At 48.3% G+C, this 21,954-nt stretch carries 19 protein-coding genes and 1 tRNA gene; 12 read left to right on the forward strand and 8 right to left on the reverse strand.

Annotated features, from left to right (window positions below):
- The first annotated feature begins 113 nt into the window (after positions 1 to 113).
- On the forward strand, positions 114 to 455 hold the full coding sequence (locus tag OP864_RS05645; RefSeq protein WP_270100302.1) for a hypothetical protein: 342 nt from the start codon (positions 114 to 116) through the stop codon (positions 453 to 455).
- 63 nt (positions 456 to 518) lie between these two features.
- Positions 519 to 1,118, forward strand: a complete 600-nt coding sequence (locus OP864_RS05650; protein WP_270100303.1) for a hypothetical protein — start codon at positions 519 to 521, stop codon at positions 1,116 to 1,118.
- Positions 1,119 to 1,686: 568 nt separating this feature from the next.
- Here OP864_RS05650 and OP864_RS05660 read toward each other — a convergent pair.
- On the reverse strand, positions 1,687 to 3,321 hold the full coding sequence (locus tag OP864_RS05660) for an ArnT family glycosyltransferase (RefSeq protein ID WP_270100304.1): 1,635 nt from the start codon (positions 3,319 to 3,321) through the stop codon (positions 1,687 to 1,689).
- Positions 3,322 to 3,711: 390 nt separating this feature from the next.
- Between OP864_RS05660 and OP864_RS05665 the strand changes: the two genes are divergently transcribed.
- Genes OP864_RS05665 through OP864_RS05690 form a run of 6 tightly spaced genes read left to right on the forward strand, consistent with a single transcriptional unit; the run spans position 3,712 to position 9,096 of the window.
- Positions 3,712 to 4,737: a DHH family phosphoesterase gene (locus OP864_RS05665; protein WP_270100305.1), complete on the forward strand. Its 1,026-nt coding sequence runs from the start codon at positions 3,712 to 3,714 to the stop codon at positions 4,735 to 4,737.
- Complete coding sequence (locus OP864_RS05670; protein ID WP_270100307.1) at positions 4,697 to 5,551, forward strand: FKBP-type peptidyl-prolyl cis-trans isomerase; 855 nt, start codon at positions 4,697 to 4,699, stop codon at positions 5,549 to 5,551. The genes OP864_RS05665 and OP864_RS05670 overlap by 41 nt, the downstream gene beginning before the upstream one ends.
- A 9-nt stretch (positions 5,552 to 5,560) precedes the next feature.
- Positions 5,561 to 6,643, forward strand: coding sequence for an FKBP-type peptidyl-prolyl cis-trans isomerase (locus tag OP864_RS05675; protein ID WP_270100308.1), 1,083 nt, complete (start codon positions 5,561 to 5,563; stop codon positions 6,641 to 6,643).
- 6 nt (positions 6,644 to 6,649) lie between these two features.
- On the forward strand, positions 6,650 to 7,693 hold the full coding sequence (locus OP864_RS05680; RefSeq protein WP_015691852.1) for a tetratricopeptide repeat protein: 1,044 nt from the start codon (positions 6,650 to 6,652) through the stop codon (positions 7,691 to 7,693).
- Position 7,694: 1 nt separating this feature from the next.
- A complete protein-coding gene (gene prmC, locus OP864_RS05685) occupies positions 7,695 to 8,507 on the forward strand; it encodes a peptide chain release factor N(5)-glutamine methyltransferase (protein WP_270100309.1) in 813 nt (270 codons plus the stop codon).
- A gap of 7 nt (positions 8,508 to 8,514) precedes the next feature.
- Positions 8,515 to 9,096, forward strand: a complete 582-nt coding sequence (locus tag OP864_RS05690; RefSeq protein ID WP_270100310.1) for a DUF5071 domain-containing protein — start codon at positions 8,515 to 8,517, stop codon at positions 9,094 to 9,096.
- Here OP864_RS05690 and OP864_RS05695 read toward each other — a convergent pair.
- The 5 genes from OP864_RS05695 to prfB all read right to left on the reverse strand — a co-directional run bounded on the left by OP864_RS05695 (position 9,093) and on the right by prfB (position 12,907).
- Positions 9,093 to 9,434, reverse strand: a complete 342-nt coding sequence (locus OP864_RS05695; RefSeq protein ID WP_270100311.1) for a translation initiation factor — start codon at positions 9,432 to 9,434, stop codon at positions 9,093 to 9,095. The two genes, OP864_RS05690 and OP864_RS05695, sit on opposite strands and share 4 nt — an antisense overlap.
- Before the next feature lie 244 nt (positions 9,435 to 9,678).
- A tRNA-Leu gene (locus OP864_RS05700) sits at positions 9,679 to 9,762 on the reverse strand.
- A gap of 73 nt (positions 9,763 to 9,835) precedes the next feature.
- Entirely contained in the window at positions 9,836 to 10,366 is a 531-nt protein-coding gene (hscB, locus tag OP864_RS05705) for a Fe-S protein assembly co-chaperone HscB (RefSeq protein ID WP_270100312.1), read from the reverse strand.
- A complete protein-coding gene (locus OP864_RS05710) occupies positions 10,366 to 11,385 on the reverse strand; it encodes an NAD(P)/FAD-dependent oxidoreductase (protein WP_270100313.1) in 1,020 nt (339 codons plus the stop codon). The genes hscB and OP864_RS05710 overlap by 1 nt, the downstream gene beginning before the upstream one ends.
- A 438-nt stretch (positions 11,386 to 11,823) precedes the next feature.
- Positions 11,824 to 12,907 (reverse strand): peptide chain release factor 2 gene (gene prfB, locus OP864_RS05715; RefSeq protein ID WP_270100314.1). Its coding sequence is split into 2 segments (ribosomal slippage): positions 11,824 to 12,846 and positions 12,848 to 12,907, totalling 1,083 coding nucleotides; the frame shifts between segments, so codons are not numbered across the junction.
- Between the two features lie 160 nt (positions 12,908 to 13,067).
- On the opposite strand from prfB, the gene OP864_RS05720 reads away from it, so the two are divergent.
- The 4 genes from OP864_RS05720 (at position 13,068) to OP864_RS05735 (ending at position 18,826) form a co-directional block, all read left to right on the forward strand.
- Positions 13,068 to 14,126, forward strand: coding sequence for an OmpA family protein (locus OP864_RS05720; RefSeq protein ID WP_270100315.1), 1,059 nt, complete (start codon positions 13,068 to 13,070; stop codon positions 14,124 to 14,126).
- Between the two features lie 329 nt (positions 14,127 to 14,455).
- A complete protein-coding gene (locus tag OP864_RS05725; RefSeq protein ID WP_270100316.1) occupies positions 14,456 to 15,532 on the forward strand; it encodes a hypothetical protein in 1,077 nt (358 codons plus the stop codon).
- A 25-nt stretch (positions 15,533 to 15,557) separates the two neighbouring features.
- Positions 15,558 to 16,931, forward strand: a complete 1,374-nt coding sequence (locus tag OP864_RS05730; RefSeq protein ID WP_270100317.1) for a hypothetical protein — start codon at positions 15,558 to 15,560, stop codon at positions 16,929 to 16,931.
- A 197-nt stretch (positions 16,932 to 17,128) separates the two neighbouring features.
- Positions 17,129 to 18,826: a tetratricopeptide repeat protein gene (locus OP864_RS05735; protein WP_270100318.1), complete on the forward strand. Its 1,698-nt coding sequence runs from the start codon at positions 17,129 to 17,131 to the stop codon at positions 18,824 to 18,826.
- Between the two features lie 76 nt (positions 18,827 to 18,902).
- Here OP864_RS05735 and lysS read toward each other — a convergent pair whose 3' ends face one another.
- Together lysS and metF are read right to left on the reverse strand one after the other, a co-directional pair.
- Positions 18,903 to 20,540, reverse strand: coding sequence for a lysine--tRNA ligase (lysS, locus tag OP864_RS05740; protein ID WP_270100319.1), 1,638 nt, complete (start codon positions 20,538 to 20,540; stop codon positions 18,903 to 18,905).
- 435 nt (positions 20,541 to 20,975) lie between these two features.
- Entirely contained in the window at positions 20,976 to 21,932 is a 957-nt protein-coding gene (gene metF, locus OP864_RS05745; protein WP_270100320.1) for a methylenetetrahydrofolate reductase [NAD(P)H], read from the reverse strand.
- Between the last annotated feature and the right edge of the window lie 22 nt (positions 21,933 to 21,954).

A 21,954-nucleotide genomic window follows, 5' to 3' on the forward strand; every position in this document is an offset into this window, starting at 1 on the left:
AACATTGAACAGTCTCCCTTCTTCCTAATTGGCATATATATTTGCTAGCTGCAGTGGGAACTAATCAGCCAAGAGCAGCATTCTAGCTCTCCGAATGAGTAAACCAAAGAATAATGGAAACAAGTGTAATTTTAATCTTCTCTATTCTAGAGGAGTTTTCAGAAAGACAAAAAGAGGTCTCTGCTTTTAAGCTCTATACCGGTCGTAATATAGATTTAGTTTGTATTCATGCACAGGATGATCCTAATATTGATGATACTTGGTATGGCGGGTCTAAATATATGTCTCAACATATTTTAATGGGTGCCTATAAATCTCTAGAGATTGATAAATTCATTGCTCATCTAAAGACTGAGGTAAATTGGGAAGAGCCCGAGGAGGTCCAGCTACTAGTTTATGATAATAGAACTGGAGATGAAATTTATAGACTCATCAATATCTTTGAGGCCAAATAGATGTAGTACACTCGGCGGCAGTTGACTTAATTGGCTGCCGCTTTTTGCAGAGACCAACTGATTATGCTAGTAAAATGTAAAATTAACTCCCAAAAACAATTAGCCCAATCATCTTCTAGTGCTTGGATTAAAAAGCACTTTAAGGACCTTTACCCCTATGGGATTGACTTGGAGTTACATCATAATTATGTGGTGCATGCGATACAGTATTACCAGATTCCCTTTGTATACATTTATACTAGTTATGTCAATTTCCCAAGACCTTATCCCCTAGAATTTTTTGAAGTGGTTGATGCTCGGCTCTCTAAATACTTTTGTTTTGGAGAGATTCAGGGTTGTCCTATTAGTAGTAGCTTAGACCCCTTCATTAGTTTTAAGGAGTGGGCCGAGAATCCAGATTTCTTCAGTGATCTTGTTGAGGGAGAAGACTACACCAAAGTAGCCCAAAACTATAAGGAGAAACTAGAGGTAGAATTTTTCAATCCCAACCTCAATATTAGTGAAGAGTCAGCTATCATCTTAGATCCCAAGATGAGCTGGTTATTTTGTCCCGCTTGTACAGAAAGTTGGGAGGTCCAGACAGCTGATGAGATGACGGTTTGTCCCAGTTGTGAGCTGTATTATCATAATCCCTTTATAAAAAATGCTGGGGAGGAGTCATAATGCTCTTCCTAATGAGAAGCATAAAAGCCGTTAAACAAACTAGCCAACAACCTTTTATGCCATGGGCTGAAGCCCATGATTGCGGGTCTATGCAAACTGGCGGGCTAAAGCCCTTGCTTGCTATAAATGATATGGGCCTATGGTTGAAACCATAGGCCCATATTTTTTTTGCAGCTGGCCAAGCTAGTTCATTTTATGAGGGTTTTAACCCTCATTCATCAATCATTGCGGAGCAATACCATGCTTGCTGTAGGTTTCAACCTACAGTAAAAAGGGCCAAAGGCCCGTCGGCAAAGGCCAAATGAAAGCCCTGCCACTTCTATCCTTTGCTTTAATTTCTTGCTATTCTGCGTTATTTTTCTCAGCCATAGCTACGGCTATGCCTTTAAAAAATGCCTTGACTAGCCTGAAATTTTTATCAAAGGATGGCCGAAGCGCAGAACTTCCATTCGGCCTAGGGGCCTGAAAGGGTGGCCGCAGGCCAGACCGAAGCGCGCAGCGCTGAAGGGCCGAGCAGACCTGCGAGCCCTGCAAGGGCCCGGCCGCCGAAGGCGGCAGGCCCCAAATCCTAACCCACTACCCCACTTACCTTAATCAGATAGACATCTTGCAATTGTTCGGCTCGGCTAGCTGGGTTGAGGAACTTAGCCGTTAGTCTGGTCACATGAAAGTGATCAAAATGCTTAATCTTCTCGTAGCGGATGCCAGCTTTATCGAGTTCGGCCAAGCTTTTCCCACGGATGAGGATGATCCATTCGGCTTGTCCAGCGGCGGTTTCTATGTCCTTAGGCGAATCAAAGACCTTGGCCAGCTTGCCCAGATAGAAATCAAAAGAATGTTGAGAGAAATCATAGACCCCTACATTTTGCTCGGCCAAGCCCTCTTGGACCAGATAATGAGCCGCCTCAGAGCCCGACTGATAGGGCAAAAGCGCTTGATAGACATGGGCATTCATGCCTATATTCACGATAGCCATGGCAAAAACAGCGGGTAAGACCAATTGCATAGGGCGCTGCTGCTTGAACTTAAAATAAGGGATAAAGCTAGCTAGAGCCGCCAGAATAAGTAGGGCCAGCAACCAAATCGGGGCGCCAGGGAAGGCCCAGCCCATCAAAAGAGCCAAAAAGGCCAGAGCCGCAGTATGCAGGACAATACTTTGCCCCAAGGCCAAGGGCCAAACCCAAGACTTGCTCGACTTGGCCAAATTCATTAACTGATGAGCCACCAAAACGGCCATCATGCCATACATCGGGAAGATATAATGCGGTAACTTATAACGAGAAAAAGAGAGGGCAATAAAAGGGAGAACAAAACCGCCAAGCGTCAGTAATTCGACCTTTTTCCCCTGCCAAAACTCTTGCAAACGGCGCAGCATGGCCCAAACCGCTAGGGCCGACCAAGGCAAAAAAGACCATAAGAAGGTGTGGACAAAAAAGAACTTTCCGCTATCATTGGCCCATTCATTTTCTCCAGTGATACGGCCAAAACTTTGCTTCCAGAAAAAGAAATAAATCCCCTCCCAATCGGGAAACTGCAGATAGAGCCCATACAGCATAGGCGCCAAAACCAACAAGACAATAGGTGCACCGAGCAGCCACTGCCAACGGAAGAGCATCTTCCAGTTTTTCTGCCCCAAAAGATAGCAGCCAATAGCGGCGCCAGGAACCACCGCCCCCAATGGCCCCTTGGCCATCATGGCAAAGCCCACTGCCACAAAACCCCAAAACAAATGCTTGAGTTGGGCCCCATTTACGTACTTCACCAACTGCCAGATGGCCAAGATAGAAAAGTTGGAAATCAGCGTATCGGTACGCACATCATGATTAAACATCAGCCAAGCTTGGGTGCTGGCCAAAATTAGGGCCGCCAATTGGCCCGTTTGCTTATTATAAAGCTCCTTACCGAGTTGGTAAGTGGCCCAAAACCCCATAATTGAAGAGAGGACCGAGGGCAATCGAAAGGCCCATTGAGAGACCCCAAAAATGGCATAAAACAAAGCAGAAGACCAAAATAAAAGTGGCGGCTTATCCAAATAATCCTTTCCCTTATGATGTACTTGCAACCATTCTCCCGACTGCAACATCTCTTGACTAATAGAGGCATATTGGGCCGAATCCACATCCATAATCGTGACCATAAAAAGCCCCAAAACATAGGCGAGGGCCAAGGCCGGCCAGGCCCATTTATAAGCTGTAGGCTGCATAAAATGCCGTTTTTGATATTTACAAAACTGCGCAAAAGTAGTACTTTTAAACTAGATTCATCGGCTATTATGGGGGCTTGCTCGGAAAACCCCCACAAACTGAAGCCCTTTAGGGATGATTTTGTAATTTTACTAGCTGTTTAGCCGATTCCCAAAAATGAGGAGCATTACGAACTGTTCTTTTCTTTTTTGGGGCTGCCCCGCCCTGCGGGCGGGTCGGGCCATTGCGCAGCTCGCTGCTCGCTCGGCCCTGCAGCGCTTTCAGCGCTTTGGTCTGCCGCCTGCGGCGGCCCTGCTACAGCCCCTCAGCCTGCGGCGGCTTCGCCGCCTGTAGACCGCAAAAACAATCCCCCAACATCCAATTTTATCAAAACAAAATACCAATACTATATGCTTGCCCAAATGACCAATGGCGAACAACTAAAAGCACTACTAGACAGCCCTAAAAACATTGTCATTAGTGGCCATGTCAACCCCGATGCCGATGCACTGGGATCTACTTTAGCCCTTTATCACTACCTACAAACCCTAGGACATCGGGTGCAGGTAATTATGCCCAGTGAGCTGCCTCAGATGCTAGACTTTATGCCTGGCTTTCACCTTATTTGGAACTATGAGCGCAAACAAAAAACAAGTAATACCACCATTCTACAAGCCGATATTCTCTTTTCTTTAGATTACAGCGCCTTGGACCGTTTGGACAGTATGGAGTCGGTCTGGCGAAAGGCCACTGGCTACAAAGTACTAATTGACCACCATATGCAGCCCCAAGACTTTGCGCAAAGTCGGCTTTGGCGGACCAGCTCTAGCTCTACCGCAGAATTGGTCTATGACTACTTTGCCGAATTGGGCGCATTGGAGCAGGTCCCCTTAATGGCCTTTGAATGTCTTTATGTGGGCATCCTTGGCGATACCGGTCGTTTTCAGCATGCCACCAATGCTCATCTTTTCCGCATCATTGCAGATATGACCGAGCGAGGGCTCAACAGCAACTACATCACCAACATGATGACCAACTCCTTTAGTGAGAAGAAAATGCGTCTTTTGGGGCATTGCATCAATAAAATGAGCTTTTTGGAGGGCCTAGATGTTGGGTACATTGCCCTTAGTCAGGCCGAGCATCAGGAATTTAACATTCAGCGGGGAGATTTAGAGGGCGTAGTGAATACCATCTTACAAATTCGCAGAATTAAGGTAGCGGCCTTAATTACAGAGCGGAAAGATCGGGTAAAGCTCTCTTTGCGGTCCAAAGGAGATTTCTCTGTACAGGAGGTCTGCAAAAACCATTTTAATGGTGGTGGGCATCGCAATGCTTCTGGGGGCATGAGTAGAGAGAGTTTAGAAGAAACATTAAATCGCTTTAAACGCCTGATGAATGAAGACTATGCTTCGGTTTTGCGTACTACTGCTAAGTAGTAGTTTATTTTGGTCTTGTCAAATTACTTGGGAGCAAGCGGAGGAGGGTTATGCCTTTCATACCTTAGCGGAGGGGCCGGTAAAAGGGCAGGTTCCTCAGTTTGGGGACTCCATTTGTTTTAGCTACAGTTTGGTATATCCCGATCGTGTAGAGCGGGGGGAGCGTTGTTTGATTTATCCGGTAAAAGCGCAGCGCAACTTCTTTTTGCACCCTTTGGTCCAAATGCATCAGGGCGATAGTTTGGCCGTTGTTTGGAACTACGGGCAGTTGGCCGAAGAGTGGCCAGAGGGGGCGGAACATTTTGCTCCTACAGACAGCGTACAGATTCAATACCGTTTAAACTACCTTTTAGATCGGCTTTCGCTCAAGGCGCAAAGGGAGCAAGACTATGCCCTAGCACATGGTTTTGAGCAGTTAGAAGACTGGAAAACCGAGAGTGCTCAGAAGCGGGAGCAGGCCGATAGTCTAGAAGAATTGCTTTCGGCCTATCGTTCGGCCTATTTGGCGGAGCAGCTTCAGTTTGAGCAGGCAGAAGAGGGCTTCTTTTTTCGTTTGCAGGGAGAAGGTCGGGGTGCAGCTCCAGCCTATTGGGCCTATTATATTTTATTGGAGCTAGAGAATGGCCAACGCCTAGACAACAACCTACGCCGAGGAGACCGTTTGTCTTTGGAAGCAGGGCAGCAGGGGCTACCGCCTTATTATCAGCAAGCCTTGGCCAAAATGCAAATTGGGCAGAGGGGCTACTTTATCTTCCCCAAAAGTAGAAAAGTCCTTTACCTAGAACTAGTTGCAGCAAAACAGCAAGCAGAATAAGCCCCAGCTATGTTTAGATCTACGGAACTACAGGCGGCAAAGCCGCCGCAGGCTGAGGGATGGACAGCAGTGGCCGCAGGCCAGACCAAGCGGGCGAAGCCCGTGAAGGGCCGAGCGACCCGACCAACGGGAGCCGACGCAGCGAAGCAAGTAACAGCGAGCTGCGACAACCAACGGGAGTACCCATCCCGACCCGGCCAACGGCCGGGGCAGCCCCAAAAAAAGAAAAACTACCTCTTCCTCCTCCTATTGCTGAGCAGTTTGCTATGGACCTCCTGCCGATCGGTTCCGAAGGGTTGGACGAGCTATCATCAGGGGAAATTTTGGTATAAACATAGCGGCCAGCAGCAGCGAAAAGGGCTGCGGCTGCCCAAAGAGGGGGACCAACTAGAGATTAGTTATAGCATTTGGAAGGGCGATAGTTTATTGTTAAGTTCGGCAGATCAGGCGGTGCCTGTATTGGTTGAAATGCCTTCGGCAGAAGCGCACAACTTATTTACAGAGGCCCTGAGTTTGATGGCCGAGGGCGATAGTTTGGAGGTTTTGGTATTGGCCAAAGCGGCTGCCGATATCTTGGGCCCCTATGCGGCAGAATTTGGAGAAAAAGAACGAGTGCGCTTTGGTTATCGGCTCAAAACATTAAAAAGCAAGGCGCAGTTGGCAGCAGAAATTGAGACCGAGCGGGCCCGCATTGCCCAGCGACGGCAGTGGGTACAGGCAGAATTGGCCAAAGACAGCAGTTTGAGTCAGTTAGGGGGGCGAGCTGCCGAGGGAATAAAATTTGAAAAGCTAAAGTCCACAAAAGGTCCAAAACTTCAGCTTGGGCAGTTGGCCCAAATCCAATATATTTGCCTGCTACCTAATGGCGACATCATAGATGACAGTTTCTTGAACATGCGTCCGATTTGGGTAGAGCTAGGCGACTTAAAAACGATTCGGGGTTGGTCTTTGGCCCTAGAAGAATTTGCAGAAGGCGAGCAGGGACTCATCTATCTCCCTTCGGCTTTGGCCTATGGGGCCTTGGGCAATCCGCCCTTTGTACCGCCTCATAGCCCTCTTATATTTTATATAGAAGTACTGACTACAAAATAAAAACAGATGATCAATCGCTTTTGGAAATACGGCCCTATGGGCCTGCTTTTTTTGCTCCTCATGGCCTGTTCCGCAGAGCGTTCGGCTCAGCAGAAAATCAAGGAATTGGAAGAGCGGGTAGCGGCCAGTTTGGAAGAGCAGCAACAAAACGTCTTGGTCAAAGACAGCTTGCTTGGCCAACTACTATTTGCCTATGCCGACTATAGCCAGCAATTTAAGGACGATCCGCAAACGCCCATTTATCTCTATAAAATGGGTAGTTATTACTATCGGATGCAAAACTGGAAAGAAGCCAGCAAACATTTAGAAATGGTCATTGACCAATTTGAAGACAGCAAAGCCTATCCAGAGGCCCTCTTATTGGCGGCCTCGATTTATGATAGTCCGCATGATCGAAACAATGAGCGGGCGGGACAGCTCTATGAAAAATACCTCAAGGCCTTTCCGAATGGAGAAGGACGGGCCACTGCCGAATTCTTCTTTAAGCCTGCAGAAGAAAAAATGGAAGCTCGGATTGGCGAGATGCAAAAGCAACTTCGCTCGGGCCCCAAAGGGCAATTGGATAGAGCCATGGCGCATAAACTCGTGCGGCAGTATCTGCATTATACCCGCAACTACCCCAGCAGCGAATTTAGTCCAGCCTACTGCTTTGAAGGCGGAAAACTGGCCTCTAGCATTGGGGAAAGTTATGATGCCGTACAGCTTTGGAAGCGTATTTATGAGCAATATCACGACTTTCACCTCTATCCGCAGACCCTTTTGCAATTGGCCCTAGAATATGAGCAGAAGATGCCCATTTTCATGCAGCAATATCAAAGAAAAAAGGAGTTTCGCTCGAAGATGCATGCCGATTTTGAGCTCGAGAAGCTCACGGAAATCAATTGGACCGAAGAAGCCCGCAAAATGTATGAGGAGTTTTTAGAAAAGTATCCAGAGCATGAGCTTCGCCCGCAGGTAGAGGCCTCTCTAAAGCTCTTGGGCAAAGACCCCAATGAAGTGGTTCAGAATTTTAGAATGCAGGTGGATAGCCTCAGAAGATTGCAACAATAAGATGAAGCCAGAAGCTGCTCAAAACCGCTTGGCCCAGGCCCTACTTGCCCTTTATGAAGAGCGAGAAGCCAGCACCATTGCCCGCTATATCTATGAGGACTGTTGGCGGGGCAAAACCCTAAGGGAAGAAGATTATTTGGCCCTAGAAGGCCGATTATTAGCCGCTGAACCCTGGCAATACGTAGTGGGAACAGCTGAGTTTTATGGCTATTCTTTTGCCGTCAATTCCGCCACCCTGATTCCAAGGCCCGAAACCGAGGAACTGCTTTACTGGATATTGCAAAGAGAAAATAAGCAGGCGCCACTTAAGGTCCTAGACATTGGTACGGGCTCTGGCTGTATGGCCATTAGTTTGGCCAAAAGAGCCCCCAATTGGCAAGTTTATGCCTTAGATTATAGCGCTGCGGCCCTAGAGATTGCCCAACAAAATGCGCAGCAGTTGGGGGCCAATGTTCAATTTATGGAACTAGATATTTTGGCGGAGGAAAACTGGGTAGAGCTGGCTGATTTTGACCTCATCATGAGTAATCCACCTTATATTGCCCCTTCCGAGGCCAAAAGCATGGCCGCCAATGTGCTCGATTATGAGCCGCATATGGCCCTCTTTACGGAAACAGAGGATCGGCTCGTTTTTTATCGGGAGATTATTCGCCTTTGCCAAGGAAAGGCCCTTAAAGAAGGCGGCAGCCTCTATTTTGAAGCCAATACCTTTTCGGCCCAAGAGATTGCCGAACTCATGCGGCCTAGCCTTCAGGAAGTGCAGATTATGCCCGATCTAGAAGGCCGTCCCCGTATGCTTAGCGGCAAAAAATAGGAAGGCTATGAGCATGTATTTTTTTCGCCCACCTTTTATCCCCAAGGATAAACATGATGATTTGGCGGTAGATATTTTGGCCCAAACGGAGGCCGAAATTTGGCTGCCCTTTGCCCATGAACTCCTAGAGTGGTTGCAAGATCGCAACTGGCCCGTTGCGCCCCTAATTGCGGAGGTATTAAAGGAGGAATTGCCCCAGCTAGAAAAAGAAATAGCCCATATTCTGCAAACAGAAGATGGGCATTGGAAATATGATCTCTTAATGCTTTTTGGGCCCGATTGGCCCCCTAGCTGGCGGCAGATGCTCGCTCCTTTGGTCTTTCGGCCCTCTCGGCTCGATTGGGAGGCAGAGGTGGACCAAATTGCCAGCGAAATCTATTTTGCCCCCTTCGATATGGAAGAGGTGCAGGGCCTGAGTTGGCGCCCCATGGAAGAGGGACACCCTCTGGCCGAAAAATTACAAGAACGCTTTTCGGCAGAGCTGCTCGCTAGCCAAGAAGAACCCAAGAACTGGCCCAAATGGCGGGGCCGCCTACAATTTGAATTGGCCGAAGAATTAGGCCTCGATATTTTGGTGCACTATCACTAGTTGCCGCCCGATCGCTTTGTCTGGCTATAGCCCCATTTCTTGAGCAATTCTAGCACTTTTTCCGCCTGTTTTCCCTGCACAATAATTTCCCCATCCTTGGCGCTTCCCCCCACGCCACAACTGGCTTTCAGCTTTTTGCCCAAGGCCTTGAGCTCCTCCTCTGGCCCTACAAATCCAGTGACCAAAGTGACTTCTTTTCCTCCTCTTTTCTTGCGGTCAATTTGCACTCTTAGGCGCTGCTGCTGTGGGGGCAACAACTCCTCCTCCAAAGGCTCATCATTCCATTCAAAATTGGGATCAGTCGAATAAAAGTTGAGTTTTTTCTTCTTCTTTGCCATCTTCCTTTCTGATTTAATTTTTTTTGGGGCCTCCGCAGCAAGCTGCGGCGCTACGTTTCGGGGCTCGCTATTCGCTCGGCCCTTCGGCGCTAGGCGCCTCGGTCTGGCCTTCGGCCACCCCTACACATCGCTAGGCCGACGGCCCTTCGGGCCTATTTCCAAGCTAAGGGAGAATTGGACCAAAGCTTGGCCAAAACAAATAAAAAAAGGTCGAAAATGCAAATTTGCATAATCGACCTTTAAGTGCCTCGGGCGGGACTCGAACCCGCACGGTGTCGCCACCACAGGATTTTGAATCCAGCGCGTCTACCAATTTCGCCACCAAGGCTAGAGAAAAACTTTGTTGCTTCCCTTTGGAAGCGTTGCAAATATAAGGCGGTTTTTCTTATTTCCAAATTTATTTAGCCCATTTCCTCTATTTTTTTCAAATTTTCTTTGATTCGGGCCAAATACTTCCGCTTATAGTGGTAGTCTAAAACGGGTTCAAGCAATTGATTTTCTTTGCTTTGGGCCAAATCATAGGCCTCAATGGCCTGTTTGATATTTTCTTTTAACTTTTTTTCAAAAGCCTGAATATCGGCTAAAATAGTTTGGTAAGCTTGAGCATCGAAATCAAACTGCAGCTCCATGATGGTTTCGTTAATCTCCATCATCTCCATCAAAAAAGCTTGCGGAAGGGCTGCATTTTGCCCTTCCTGCAAGAGTCCATGCAGTTCTAAGATATAGCGCAGGCGGCTATCAAATGCTTTAAGGACCTTATAAGCTTTATTGTTGAGCGTAGACTTTTCTAGGGCCTCTTCTTGTTCTTTCTCGCTACTTAGGCTATGAAAATCGGGATGAAAGCGTTTGCTCATTTGCAAATATTTGCGTTTGAGGGCTTTTTCATCCAAACTAAATTGCCGGGGCAGTTCATAAAACTCAAAGTAATCCATTAGAATCCGTTTACGCCGTTTACAGTAGTATATTTAAATTGGACCTTCTTTTCGGGATGAATAATTTTGAAGGCCGATTGGACCATCAGGGTGGCCTCATGAAATCCGCAGAGGATCAGCTTGAGCTTACCAGGGTAGGTATTGATATCGCCAATGGCAAAAATGCCGGGAACATTGGTGCTATAGTCAAAGGTATCTACCTCTACTGCCGAGCGGTTAATATTCAGTCCCCATTCGCCAATTGGGCCCAATTTGGGCGAAAGGCCAAAGAGTGGCACAAAATGCTCGGTTTCCAACCAATAATTATCGGCTCCTTTTTGCTTAATTTCTACGCCTTGCAGCTGCTCCTCTCCTTTTAGGCCAACGACCTGAGATTCTGTGAGCAGTTTAATGCGGCCAGCTTCTGCCAATTGTTCTACTTTCTCGACAGAGTCTAGTGCTCCTCTAAAGCCTTTGCGGCGGTGGACCAAAGTCAATTCTTTGGCGACATCCGCTAGGTAGATGGTCCAGTCTAGGGCAGAATCTCCTCCACCAGCAATGACCACTTTTTTATCGCGATAAAACTCGGGTTCGCGGATGATGTACTCTATTCCACGGTCCTCAAAGTCGGCAATATTAGCAATTGGGGGTTTGCGGGGGGCAAAGCAACCCAAACCGCCAGCAATGGCAATCACGGGCGCAATATGCACGGTCCCTTTATGGCTGGTGAGTTTGAAGCGGCCATCTTCTAGGCGTTCAATTTCTTCGGCTCTTTCGCCTAGGGTGAAACCAGGATTAAAGGGCTCGATTTGCTTCATCAAATTATCGATCAAATCGCCAGCTAGGACATCGGGAAAGCCCGGAATGTCGTAGATAGGTTTTTTGGGGTAAATCTCGGTCAGTTGGCCACCGGGCTGAGGAAGGTAGTCAATCAGGTGGCAGCGAAGCTTGAGCAAGCCCGCTTCAAAAACGGTAAATAGGCCCGTTGGTCCGGCACCGATAATTAAGATATCGGTTTCTATTACTTTATTTTCAGACATAAATGTATAATTCTTCTTAATTCAGCCGCAAAGCTCGCAAAAAAAATAGAGTTCTAAAAGGAATTTGAGCACTGCTTTCGTTCCTATTTAGATTCATTCTTAGCTAGAACAGCAAGGGGCTGGGCATTGTTTGTTTTGGGCCAATTATTTTTGCGGTTTTGCAGGGCCGAAGGCCCGCAGGCCTAGCGATGTGGAGCAGTGGCCGAAGGCCAGACCGAGCCGCTGAAAGCGGCGAAGGGCCGAGCGAACAGCGAGCTGCGAAACGTAGCGCCGACGAGCGCAGCGAGGCGGAGGCCCAAAAAAAAGCAGCGAGCTGCGACAACGACAACAAGGCCTTCAGGCCGCAGTTCGACGACCGAAGGGAGTAACCGCCGACGAGCGCAGCGAGGCGGAGGCCCAAAAAAAGCAGTCTCTATAAAAGAAACTGCTTCTTGTTTTTTAGACATCTTTGAGGGCCATCAGGCTAGCCTTTAGAAAATCGTTTAGATCGCCATCGAGTACTTTTTTGGTATCATGGCTTTGGTAATTGGAGCGATGGTCTTTAATTCGGCGGTCATCGAGGACATAAGAGCGAATTTGCGAGCCCCATTCAATTTTCTTTTTGTTGGCTTCTAGGGCGTCTTTTTCGGCTTGGCGGCGTTGAATCTCTAATTGATAGAGTTCGGAGCGCAACATTTTGAGGGCTTTTTCGCGGTTCATATGTTGCGAGCGTTCTTCTTGGCACTCTACCACAATGCCCGAGGGCAAGTGGCGCAGGCGCACGGCCGATTCCGTTTTATTGACATGTTGTCCACCGGCTCCGCTGGCGCGGAAAGTATCCCATTCGATATCGGCGGGATTGACTTCAATCTCGATACTATCATCGACCAGAGGGTAGACAAAAACCGAGGCAAAAGAAGTTTGGCGTTTGCCTTGGGCGTTGAAAGGGCTGGGACGGACCAGGCGGTGCACCCCATTTTCGTATTTGAGGAGGCCATAGACAAAAGCGCCATCAATTTCGATACTGACCGATTTGACTCCAGCCACATCGCCATCTACACGGTGCAATTCGCTATGTTTAAAGCCTTCTTTTTCGGCCCACATCTGGTACATACGGAGCAGCATACTGGCCCAATCGCAACTTTCTGTTCCGCCTGCGCCTGCTTGAATTTTGAGGATGCAAGAGAGCTCATCTTCGGCTTCATTGAGGGTGGCTCGAAACTCTAAGTCATCAATTGCTGTTAAAGCTTTTTGGTATTGCTCTTCGACCTCCTCCTCCGAGACCTCCTCTAGCTGATAGAAGTCAAAAAGGACCTGCAAATCTTCTAGATATTCGGCGGTAGCTTCATAGCGTTTGACCCAATGTTCTAGGCCCGCTATTTTTTTTAGAATTTGTTGCGCCCGCTCGGCATCTGTCCAAAAATTGGGGTCGTAAGTATGTTTTTTTTCTTCTGTTAACTGCATTTTCCGATTAGGGACGTCAAAGATACCCCCTAAGAAGACTCAAACGAGTTTGCAGCTGATCCAATTGGTCGCTAGTCATAGAATTTATTTTTAATGAAAGGAAAGGCCAAAGATAAAAACTTTTGAAGAATGCTGCTTTTTCTTTGGCCAAATAGGAAGATGGAAGGGGACAAAAAGGTTATCTTTGTGACAGTTTTCTGATCCCCCTAGAAAGTTAAGCTCTAAACTTGAATTTATAGATGCGTTTTTTTCTCTATACTCTATCCCTACTACTTTTGCCCCAATTGCTTTTGGGCCAAAGTGACCGAAAGCGCTACCGCTTTCTTTCTACCAATGAGCTATTTTTTGAGTCGGGCTCTTTTGAGCTAGACGCCCAAGATAAGGCCGAACTAAAGACTTTGGTAGAGAAACTGTCTGGGGAAGAGCTAGAAAAAATCATCATTCAGGCGCATACCGACTCTATTGGCAGTAGTGTACACAATAATGAGCTGGCCCAAAATCGGGCAAATTCGGTGGCCCAAGAACTACTTTTGCAGGGCCTAGACAGCAGTTTTATTGATGTTCGGACCTATGGCGAGTTTAGCCCAATTGCCAATAATGACACCGAGGAGGGCCGGGCAAAAAACCGCCGCGTCTCCATTTATGCCTTGGGCCCCTACGACCCGAGCCGCTTTCATGACAAATGCAAAATTAAGGGCCGATTAACCGATTCTAAAACCAATGCGCCCTTGGCCAATGCCCAGATCTTAATGGTTTGCATGGGCCGCCAAGATACCCTTTTTACGGATGCTGAAGGCTATTTTGAACAACTGTTAGGCGGCTTTAGACAACTGGAGCTTCGGGCTTATGCCAAAAATTATTTCTTTGCCAATCGCCTGCTCAAAACGCCCAAAACAGACTCTATTTATCTCGATATTCAGCTAGAACCGGCCCTTTTGGGCGGCAAGGTGCAACTTTCTGACCTCTATTTTCAGGCCGGCACCGCAGAGCTTTTGTCCAATTCAGAAAAAGCCCTAAACGAAATTGCCGATTTTATGCGCTATAATTCAACGCTCAAATTTGAGCTGGGCGGCCATATCAATAAACCCAATCGAGCCCCCGTTCCGCCCCAATCCCGCTCCTATCAACTCTCCGAAGCCCGCGCCAAGGCCGTTTATGACTACCTCATCCAAAAGGGCATCGCCGCCGAACGCCTAAAATATAGAGGCTATGGCAACTGGGAAATGATCCATCCCCGCGCCCAAACTGCCCTAGAACAACAACTCAACAGAAGGGTAGAACTCAAAATTATCCAATAATATTCAAGCAGTTTCTTTTTGAAGAGACTGCTTTTTTTTGGGGCTGCCCCAGCCTGCGGCTGGGTCGGGCCATTTCGCAGCTCGCAGGTATGCTCGGCCCTGCAGCCCTGCGGGCTTTGGTCTGCCGCCTGCGGCGGCCCTGCTACAGCCCCTCAGCCTGCGGCCCTTCGGGCCTGCAAAACCGCAAAAATGGACCAAGGCCAGCTGCTTTTTAAAAGCATTCTAAAAAAGGCTTCCTCTTCCCAGCAAAAAAGACTAAATTAAAGGCTGCCAAGCAGTTGGGGCAAGCCCCTCAACATACATTTACTACCTAATCAAGACATTACATTATGGCCGAAAATACCTTAAGCCTAGAGCTGCTGCCTTCTTTAAAGAAAGCAGAGTACGAAAAGCTCTTTAAGAAAATGCCCCTTTGGAAAAAAGCCAGCGCGGTTATTTTTCTACAGGACTACCGCCTAGCTGGCAAAAAAACGACCCTAGCGGTCCCTTACAGAAAGCTACCCGAAATGGTTGAAGCCTTCAAGAACCTCAAAAAAGAGGGCTTCCACCCTATCAAAAAAACGGCCGCCGCTAGCTTTAGCCTAGCACCCTCTGCCGATGGCTTTTTGGCCAAAGTAGATATCAAAAAAGGGGGGATGAGCAGCGAGCTGATTCAAAACAAAATGGCCGAGGCCTTTGGCAAACTAGGCATTACCCTAGAGTTTAATGCCCCCGAAGAAGAAGGAAGCGCTATTGCGGAGGAAAGTAGCGAGCTAGCCCCCTGGCAAGAGCATTTGGCCAGTATCAAAGGAGAGTGGTTGCCCGCAGTCAAAGCCGGAACAATAAGCCCTGAACAAATTGCCGCCATGCAAGCGGCCCAAAAAGAACTGGCCCAAGACAACGACCCCAATGCAAAAAGCTTGTTGCCCAAGTTAGAGCAACTCCTAGCCGCCGCTAATAAAAATACCGCCACAGAAAGCGATAACGAACTAGCTATTTTGGCCCAAAAGATTGAACGCCTTACCGAAGAAACCAAGAAAACGGTATTGGGCCAACTCAAAGCCAATAAAGCTACGGATAAGGACCTAGACACCATCCAACGCCTAGAAGATAATATCCAGGCTTTTCTCAAAGCTTATGAACAAGCTACAGCAGAAGAAAAAGCCAGCCTAGCCAAAAAAGCCGAAAATATTCGGAGCAAACTCTTGCCCCAAGCCCAAACCCTAAAGGAAAAAGTGAAAGCTCAGGCACCTAGCCAAGCCGAAGCCCAAGCTGCCGAAGCCGATTTTTCTGCCCGCCTAGAAGAACTAGAGGCCCTTATCGCCGCTAAGGAAGCCGAGCTAAAAGCAGCAGAAAAAGCCCTAGAGGAAAAACCTGAACCCGAGCCCCTGCCCTCAGGTGCCGATTTTCTTAGCTTCCTCTTTTAATTCACTCCTTTTAAACTAAAAAATTATGGGTTTCGGAGATTTTTTGTCTAAAGTCCAAGAAGGCCGCAAGGTCCTCGAATCGGTCCAGAATGAATTGGGCCAGCGCAAAGCGCAAACAGAACAACCAAAATCAAAAAAGAAAGCAGCCGATTTATTGGGCCGCCTAGACCTTATCCTAGAAAAGGCCGATAAAATTGAGCGAGAAGGCGTTGATGTAACTGACCTGCTCCAAATTGGTAGCGAAATCGCTAAGAATAGTGGCAACGAAAAGGTCCGCCAAGTCGCCGAATCTGTTAGTCAAGTTACTGCTGATGGTAAAATTGATGCCGAAGAATTGGTCCGCGAAGGCCTAGAAACAGTAGCCAATAATACCGATAACGAACTGCTCGACGAGCTCTCTGAACGAGCTGGCAGCATCTTAGAAGATGGCAAAATTGATAAAGATGAGCTTATTGCTGAAGGCCTAGATGCCATTGGCGAGCATTCGGGCAATGATAAGATTAAGAGTATTGCCGAGGCGGCCAAAGCTGTTTTGGAAGATGGCAAAACCGACCTAGGAGAAATCTTGGGCGTTAGCGCTGATGTATTCAAAGAAGAAATTGAAAAGGCTGGCCTAAGCGATTTGGTCAAAGAAGCCTCCGATATTTTTGATGGCGTAAACAGCCTCGATGAGTTTTTGGAAAGAGGAAAAGCCGAGCTCAAACGCCTAGCCGAATTGGCCGCCAAAGCCCTTTTGGACCAATTCATCAACAGCTTCCTCAATCAGGGCATTAGCAAGGAGTTTTTGCATCTGCAGCATACACCGCCTCGCCAAAAATGGGGCCGTCTGTCTATGGGCATGTCTATGGATATTCGCCTATCGGGAACCCTTTCGGGCCGTTTTACAGGCGCTGAGGTAGAAATCAATAGCCAACTGAGCAGCTCTGCCTGGGCCCAAGGCGACCTAGAGCTAGATTGCGGCTTTACTATTCCGGTAATTAAGAAAAAAGTAGAAGGGCATGCCAAAGCAAATGTAAGTGGACAGCTCGACTGCCAAGCAGATGCTAAGGTGACTTTGGGCCTAAAGGATAAGAGTCTAGTAGGAAAACTCTATCCCACCACCGTAACGACCCAGCACGATATGCTACTCAAAGTAGAGATTCCAGGCTATATCGTCAGTCTATGGAATGGCGCAGCCTCTTGGTCTTTTGGTTATCTCGACCCCATTGATGCTTTCTTTACGCATAAGTTGGGGAAATACGAGCTGCTCCAATTGCAGGTGCCTGGCTATGAAACGAGCTTCTCTATGCAAAGCCTCAGCTTTACGCATGGCCCCAAAGGCGACTTTAAGATTGAGCCCGGCAAGGATGTCGCGCCCATGATCCAGAAGTTTGAGCAATACCTACCATGGAATAACTAGCCTATAGTTTTGTCTTTAGGCTGGGGCTTTCCCCAGCCTATCGGCCTAGCGATGTGCAGCAGTGCGGCGCAGCCGCAGACCAAGGCCGTCAGGCCGCAGGGCCGAGCGATCAGCGAGCTGCGAAACGTAGCGCCGCAAGGCCGCAGGCCGCAGCGGAGGCCCCAAAAAATAAATTATCAACAGAAGAAAACGGAGATATGTCAATGCCAGAACTGCTGCAAGCTTTAGCCGAAGCGCGGCAAAGTGGAAAACCTGATGAATTGAATGAGTTGGCCAGAGCGGCCATTATTGCAGAACCTGCCGTAGATTTGGGGTATTATTGTTTGGCCGAAGCCCTCTTTTTGGCCGAGCAGTACCAAAATGCGGAAATTGCCTTGGCCAAAGCCATTGAGTTGGCCCCCGAAAAAGCCAGTTATTTGCTGCGCATGGCCAGCTATAAGGATGTTCAGGGACAGGCGGCGGCCGCAAGGATTTTATACGATAAAGCCCTTGCTTTGGAGCCCAAAAATTGGCGGGCGCTTTTAGGTTTGGCCCATTATCAATTGTTTGAGGCCCAAAATGTAGAGCGCGCCATTGAGTATTTGAATCAGGCGGAGCCTTCGGCTTTGGAAGAGCCCGATTTCTTGCGCCTCAAGGCCAAGACCTTGCTCAATATGGCCCAATTGGAAGAAGCTTTGGAGCTGATTGAGCGCTTGTTGGAGAAATCAGCTGATGAGGGCGCGCTTACGCTTAAGCTCAATGCCTTGATGATGCAGGCCGCCCCTTCTTTTAAGGAAATTAGCCTTACTTATAAAGCTTTGATTCAGGCGGCGGCGCAGCCCCTACCCTATTGGGTGGGTTTGGCCAATTACCTCTTGGCCGAAGAGCAATATAGTCAGGCCGAAAAGGCCTTCAGAAAGGCTTTGGCCATGGCTCCCACTCAGGAACAGTATGCGCTCAAAGGCTTGTTGGCGATCTGTTTGCAGGCCCAAGGCCAATATGCCGAGGCCCTGAACATTTATCAGAAAATGGAGCAAGAACAGCCTGAAGATGAGGAAATTTACATCCAGAAGTCGCTCTTGTTTGCCGCTCAAAAAGAGTTTGGACAAGCCGCAGCTGCTTTGGAGAAAGTGATTGCCTTGAGTACGGGCATGCCTGCTTTAGAATGGAATTTTAAGCGGGGACTTTATTTGCTAGAAGCTGGAGATTATGCTCCAGCCAAAGCTATCTTTGAAACCCTTTTGCAAGAATCGCTCTATGCTCGAGAAGCCGCTTTTGCCCTAGGTAAATGCCTGCACTTGATGGGAGATGCAAAAGCGGCTTTTGCCCAATTGCAAGCAGCCCAAAAGGCCAAAAGTCGCAAGGCCAAAGATTATTTGCAAACGCATTTTGAGGCCGAGCTCAAAGCATTGGAGGCCGCACTTTTGGCCGAGCGAGCAGCTTGGGCGGCAGAAAATGCAAAATCGCCCTTTTTGGCGGCTCATTTTGGCCAATTGGGCCGTTTTGATCCTAAGCAAAACCGTTTGGACCCCAAACTGCCCGCTGATGTGCAAAGCATGCTCAAAGAACGCTTGGCCGATATCAGCCTTTTGCTTTCTGCAGAGGGTTTGCTTTTGCTCAATCCTATGGAAGAGCGGGCAATTCGGGCCAATTACCGCATTTTGGAAGAAGAAAAAGGCCGTTTATTGATGGAGCTTTATCCCTTGGATGGCTCGCCTAACCTGATCTTCTTGCTTAGAGAAAGAGGCCCTGGCCACCTTTCTGTAGAATGGCAAAAAGCAGGAGCTGAAGAAGTACATTTTCAGCTTTCAGCTAAGCCCAAAAGTAGCGATATGAAGGTCTTTAAGCGCTTTTGCAAAGCTAGCGACTTTGATTATCTGGGCGCAAAATATGCCGGCTGGAAAAAGTACTTATAGCCTGACACAATAAGGACCAAAAAGGCCCCACTCCAAATTTGGAGCGGGGCCTTTCTTATTCAAGAGCTTAAATGAACTAAGCTTCTTCTTGTCCTTCTGTTTTCTTCTTGATCGCACGCATTTGTGGGAAGAAGAGCACTTCTTGAATAGACGTTTGGTCGGTCATCAACATCACTAGGCGGTCAATACCAATACCCAAACCAGAACAAGGAGGCATACCGTATTCTAGGGCACGGAGGAAGTCCTCATCCATGGCCATGGCTTCTTCATCTCCTCTTTCGGCTAGGCGAAGTTGGTCCTCAAAGCGGCGGCGCTGATCGATAGGATCATTCAACTCGGTGTAGGCGTTGGCGATTTCTTTGCCCATTACAAAGAGCTCGAAGCGCTCTACAAGGCCCTCTTCGCTGCGGTGTTTTTTGGCCAAAGGCGTCATCTCGATCGGATAATCGGTGATGAAGGTAGGCTGAATAAGATGGGGCTCGGTGGTTTCGCCAAAAACCTCATCAATGAGTTTAGCGCGGCCCATGCTGGCATCTACATCAATATGTAGTTCCTTACAAAGGGCAAAGATTTCCTCTTCGCTCATATTGCGTAGGTTGTGGCCACTATGCTTCTCAATCGCATCATAAATGCTGAGCTTCTCAAAGGGGCCAGCAAAATTTACTTCATGTGTAGTAAATTCTTTGCCATGCTGCTTACGGATCTTAATGCTGCTGCTACCATGCACAGCTAGGCAGATTTTCTCAAAGAGTTGCTCCACCATCTGCATCATCCAAATGTAGTCCTTATAGGCCACATAAATCTCCATAGAGGTAAACTCGGGGTTGTGGGTCCGGTCCATCCCTTCATTGCGGAACATTTTGCCGATTTCATAAACTCCATCAAAGCCGGCCACAATAAGGCGCTTGAGATAAAGCTCATTGGCAATACGCAAATAGAGGTCCTCATCCAAGGTATTGTGATGCGTCTCAAAAGGACGAGCGGCGGCACCACCATGCACAGCTTGCAAAATGGGCGTTTCTACTTCCAACCAGCCTTGAGCATCAAAGAAGTGGCGCATTTCACGAACCACCTTAGAGCGGGTCAAGAAAATCTCTTTGTATTGTGGATTAACGGTAAGGTCCACATAACGCATCCGATAGCGCTGTTCGGCATCGGTAAAAGCATCATGTACATTGCCTTCATTATCCGTTTTTACGATAGGCAGGTTGCGGATGGCCTTGCCCAAAAAGGTAAACTCTTCTACATGAATAGAAAGGGTACCCGTTTGGGTATAAAAAGCATAGCCCTCAATGCCCACATAATCGCCAATATCGAGCAATTTTTTAAAGACCTTATTATAGAGATCTTTATTGTCTTCAGGGCAAACTTCGTCGCGGCTAATATAAAACTGAATACGTCCGCTGCTGTCTTGGAGTTCGGCAAAGCTAGCCTTTCCCATTACCCGTTTAGACATTAGGCGGCCGCTTAGGCGGACCTTTTTAAAGTCCTCGGCCTTTTCCTCGCTAAAGTTTTCGCTTACCTCTTTGGCCAGGTGGCTGACCTCAAAGGCCTCGGCGGGATAAGGGTTAATCTTGAGTTCCACCATTTTTCTCAAATTGGTGATGCGCTGTCGCTCCATTTCATTGAGCTTGCGGCCGCCTAATTGGCCAGCCTCCAGCAATTGGTCGAGCTCTTCTAGCCAGGCTTGGCTAGCTTGTTCCGTTAAAGCCATTTTACTGCTTACGTTTTATAAAAATTCAATCAATGTACAATTCTTCTTGTTTTGGGGCCTCCCCAGCTTTGCTGCGGCGGTTACTCCCTTTGGTCGTCGAACTGCGGTCTAAAGACCTTGTTATCGTTTCGGGGCTCGCTGCTGTTTTGGGGCCTCCTGCCTACGGCAGGCGCTACGTTACGCAGCTCGCTTTTCGCTCGGCCCTTCGTCGCTTCGCTCCTTGGTCTGGCCTTCGGCCACTGCTCCACATCGCTAGGCCGAGCGGCCGCCTGGGGCGGCCTTTTTTGGTCCAGAAAGGCGCGAAGCGCCTTGGCTTAGCTGCCTAGAGGGGAGCCCGCAGGGCTAGACCCAGCCGCCAAAGGCGGCGCAGGGCCGAGCAGACTTGCGAGCCCGGCAGGGAGCGGCCCGCCCTTTGGGCGGGCAAGCCCCAAATCATTATACAACATGTTCGGCAATCGATTTAATGGTATCGACATCGCCCATGGTATAATAGTGCAGGCAGGGAACGCCTGCGGCTTTGAGTTCTTTAGACTGCATGACGCACCACTCTATGCCTACTTGGCGGCGAGCTTCGGCATCTTTGGCGGCCATCATCGCTTTGGCTAAATCATCGGGCAAATCGATAAAGAAATGCCGAGGGATAGCGCTCAGCTGATACTTTTTGGTAATGGGTTTTAGGCCGGGGACAATAGGCACCTCAATGCCTGCGGCCCGACATTTATCGACAAAATCAAAGTATTTTTGGTTATCAAAAAACATTTGGGTGACGATATAATCGGCTCCGGCTTCTACCTTTTGTTTCAGGAAATGCAGGTCCATATCGAGATTTGGGGCCTCAAAATGTTTTTCGGGATAACCCGCTACGCCAATACAGAAAGAAGAGGCCTGCGCATCCATGAGGGTACTATCGAGATAGTGGCCTTCATTCATATTTTGGACCTGTTTGACCAGGTCTAGGGCATAGGCATGGCCGCCTTCTTCGGGCATAAACTTAGTTTCAAACTTGCGGGGGTCGCCACGGAGGACCAGCACATTATCGACCCCTAAAAACATGAGGTCAATCAGGGCATTTTCGGTCTCATCAGCGGTAAATCCACCACAAATCAGGTGTGGGACAGCATCTACGCCATAGCGGTTCATGATTGCCGCACAAATGCCCACCGTACCGGGGCGTTTGCGGATAGCGGTTTTCTCATAATAGCCGCTGGGGCGTCTTTTGTAGATAAACTCCTCACGGTGATAAGTTACATCAATAAAAGGAGGTTTAAACTCCATCAGTGGGTCCAAGGTGTCAAAAATTCCTTGGATGCCCCCTCCTTTCAGAGGGGGAAGGATTTCGAAAGAAATCAGGGTTTGGCCCTCCGCTTGGCGGAAGTGTTCGCTTACTTTCATACTGTTCGTGGGCTCTAATGAG

It is taken from the genome of Saprospira grandis (assembly GCF_027594745.1).
GTDB lineage: Bacteria > Bacteroidota > Bacteroidia > Chitinophagales > Saprospiraceae > Saprospira > Saprospira grandis.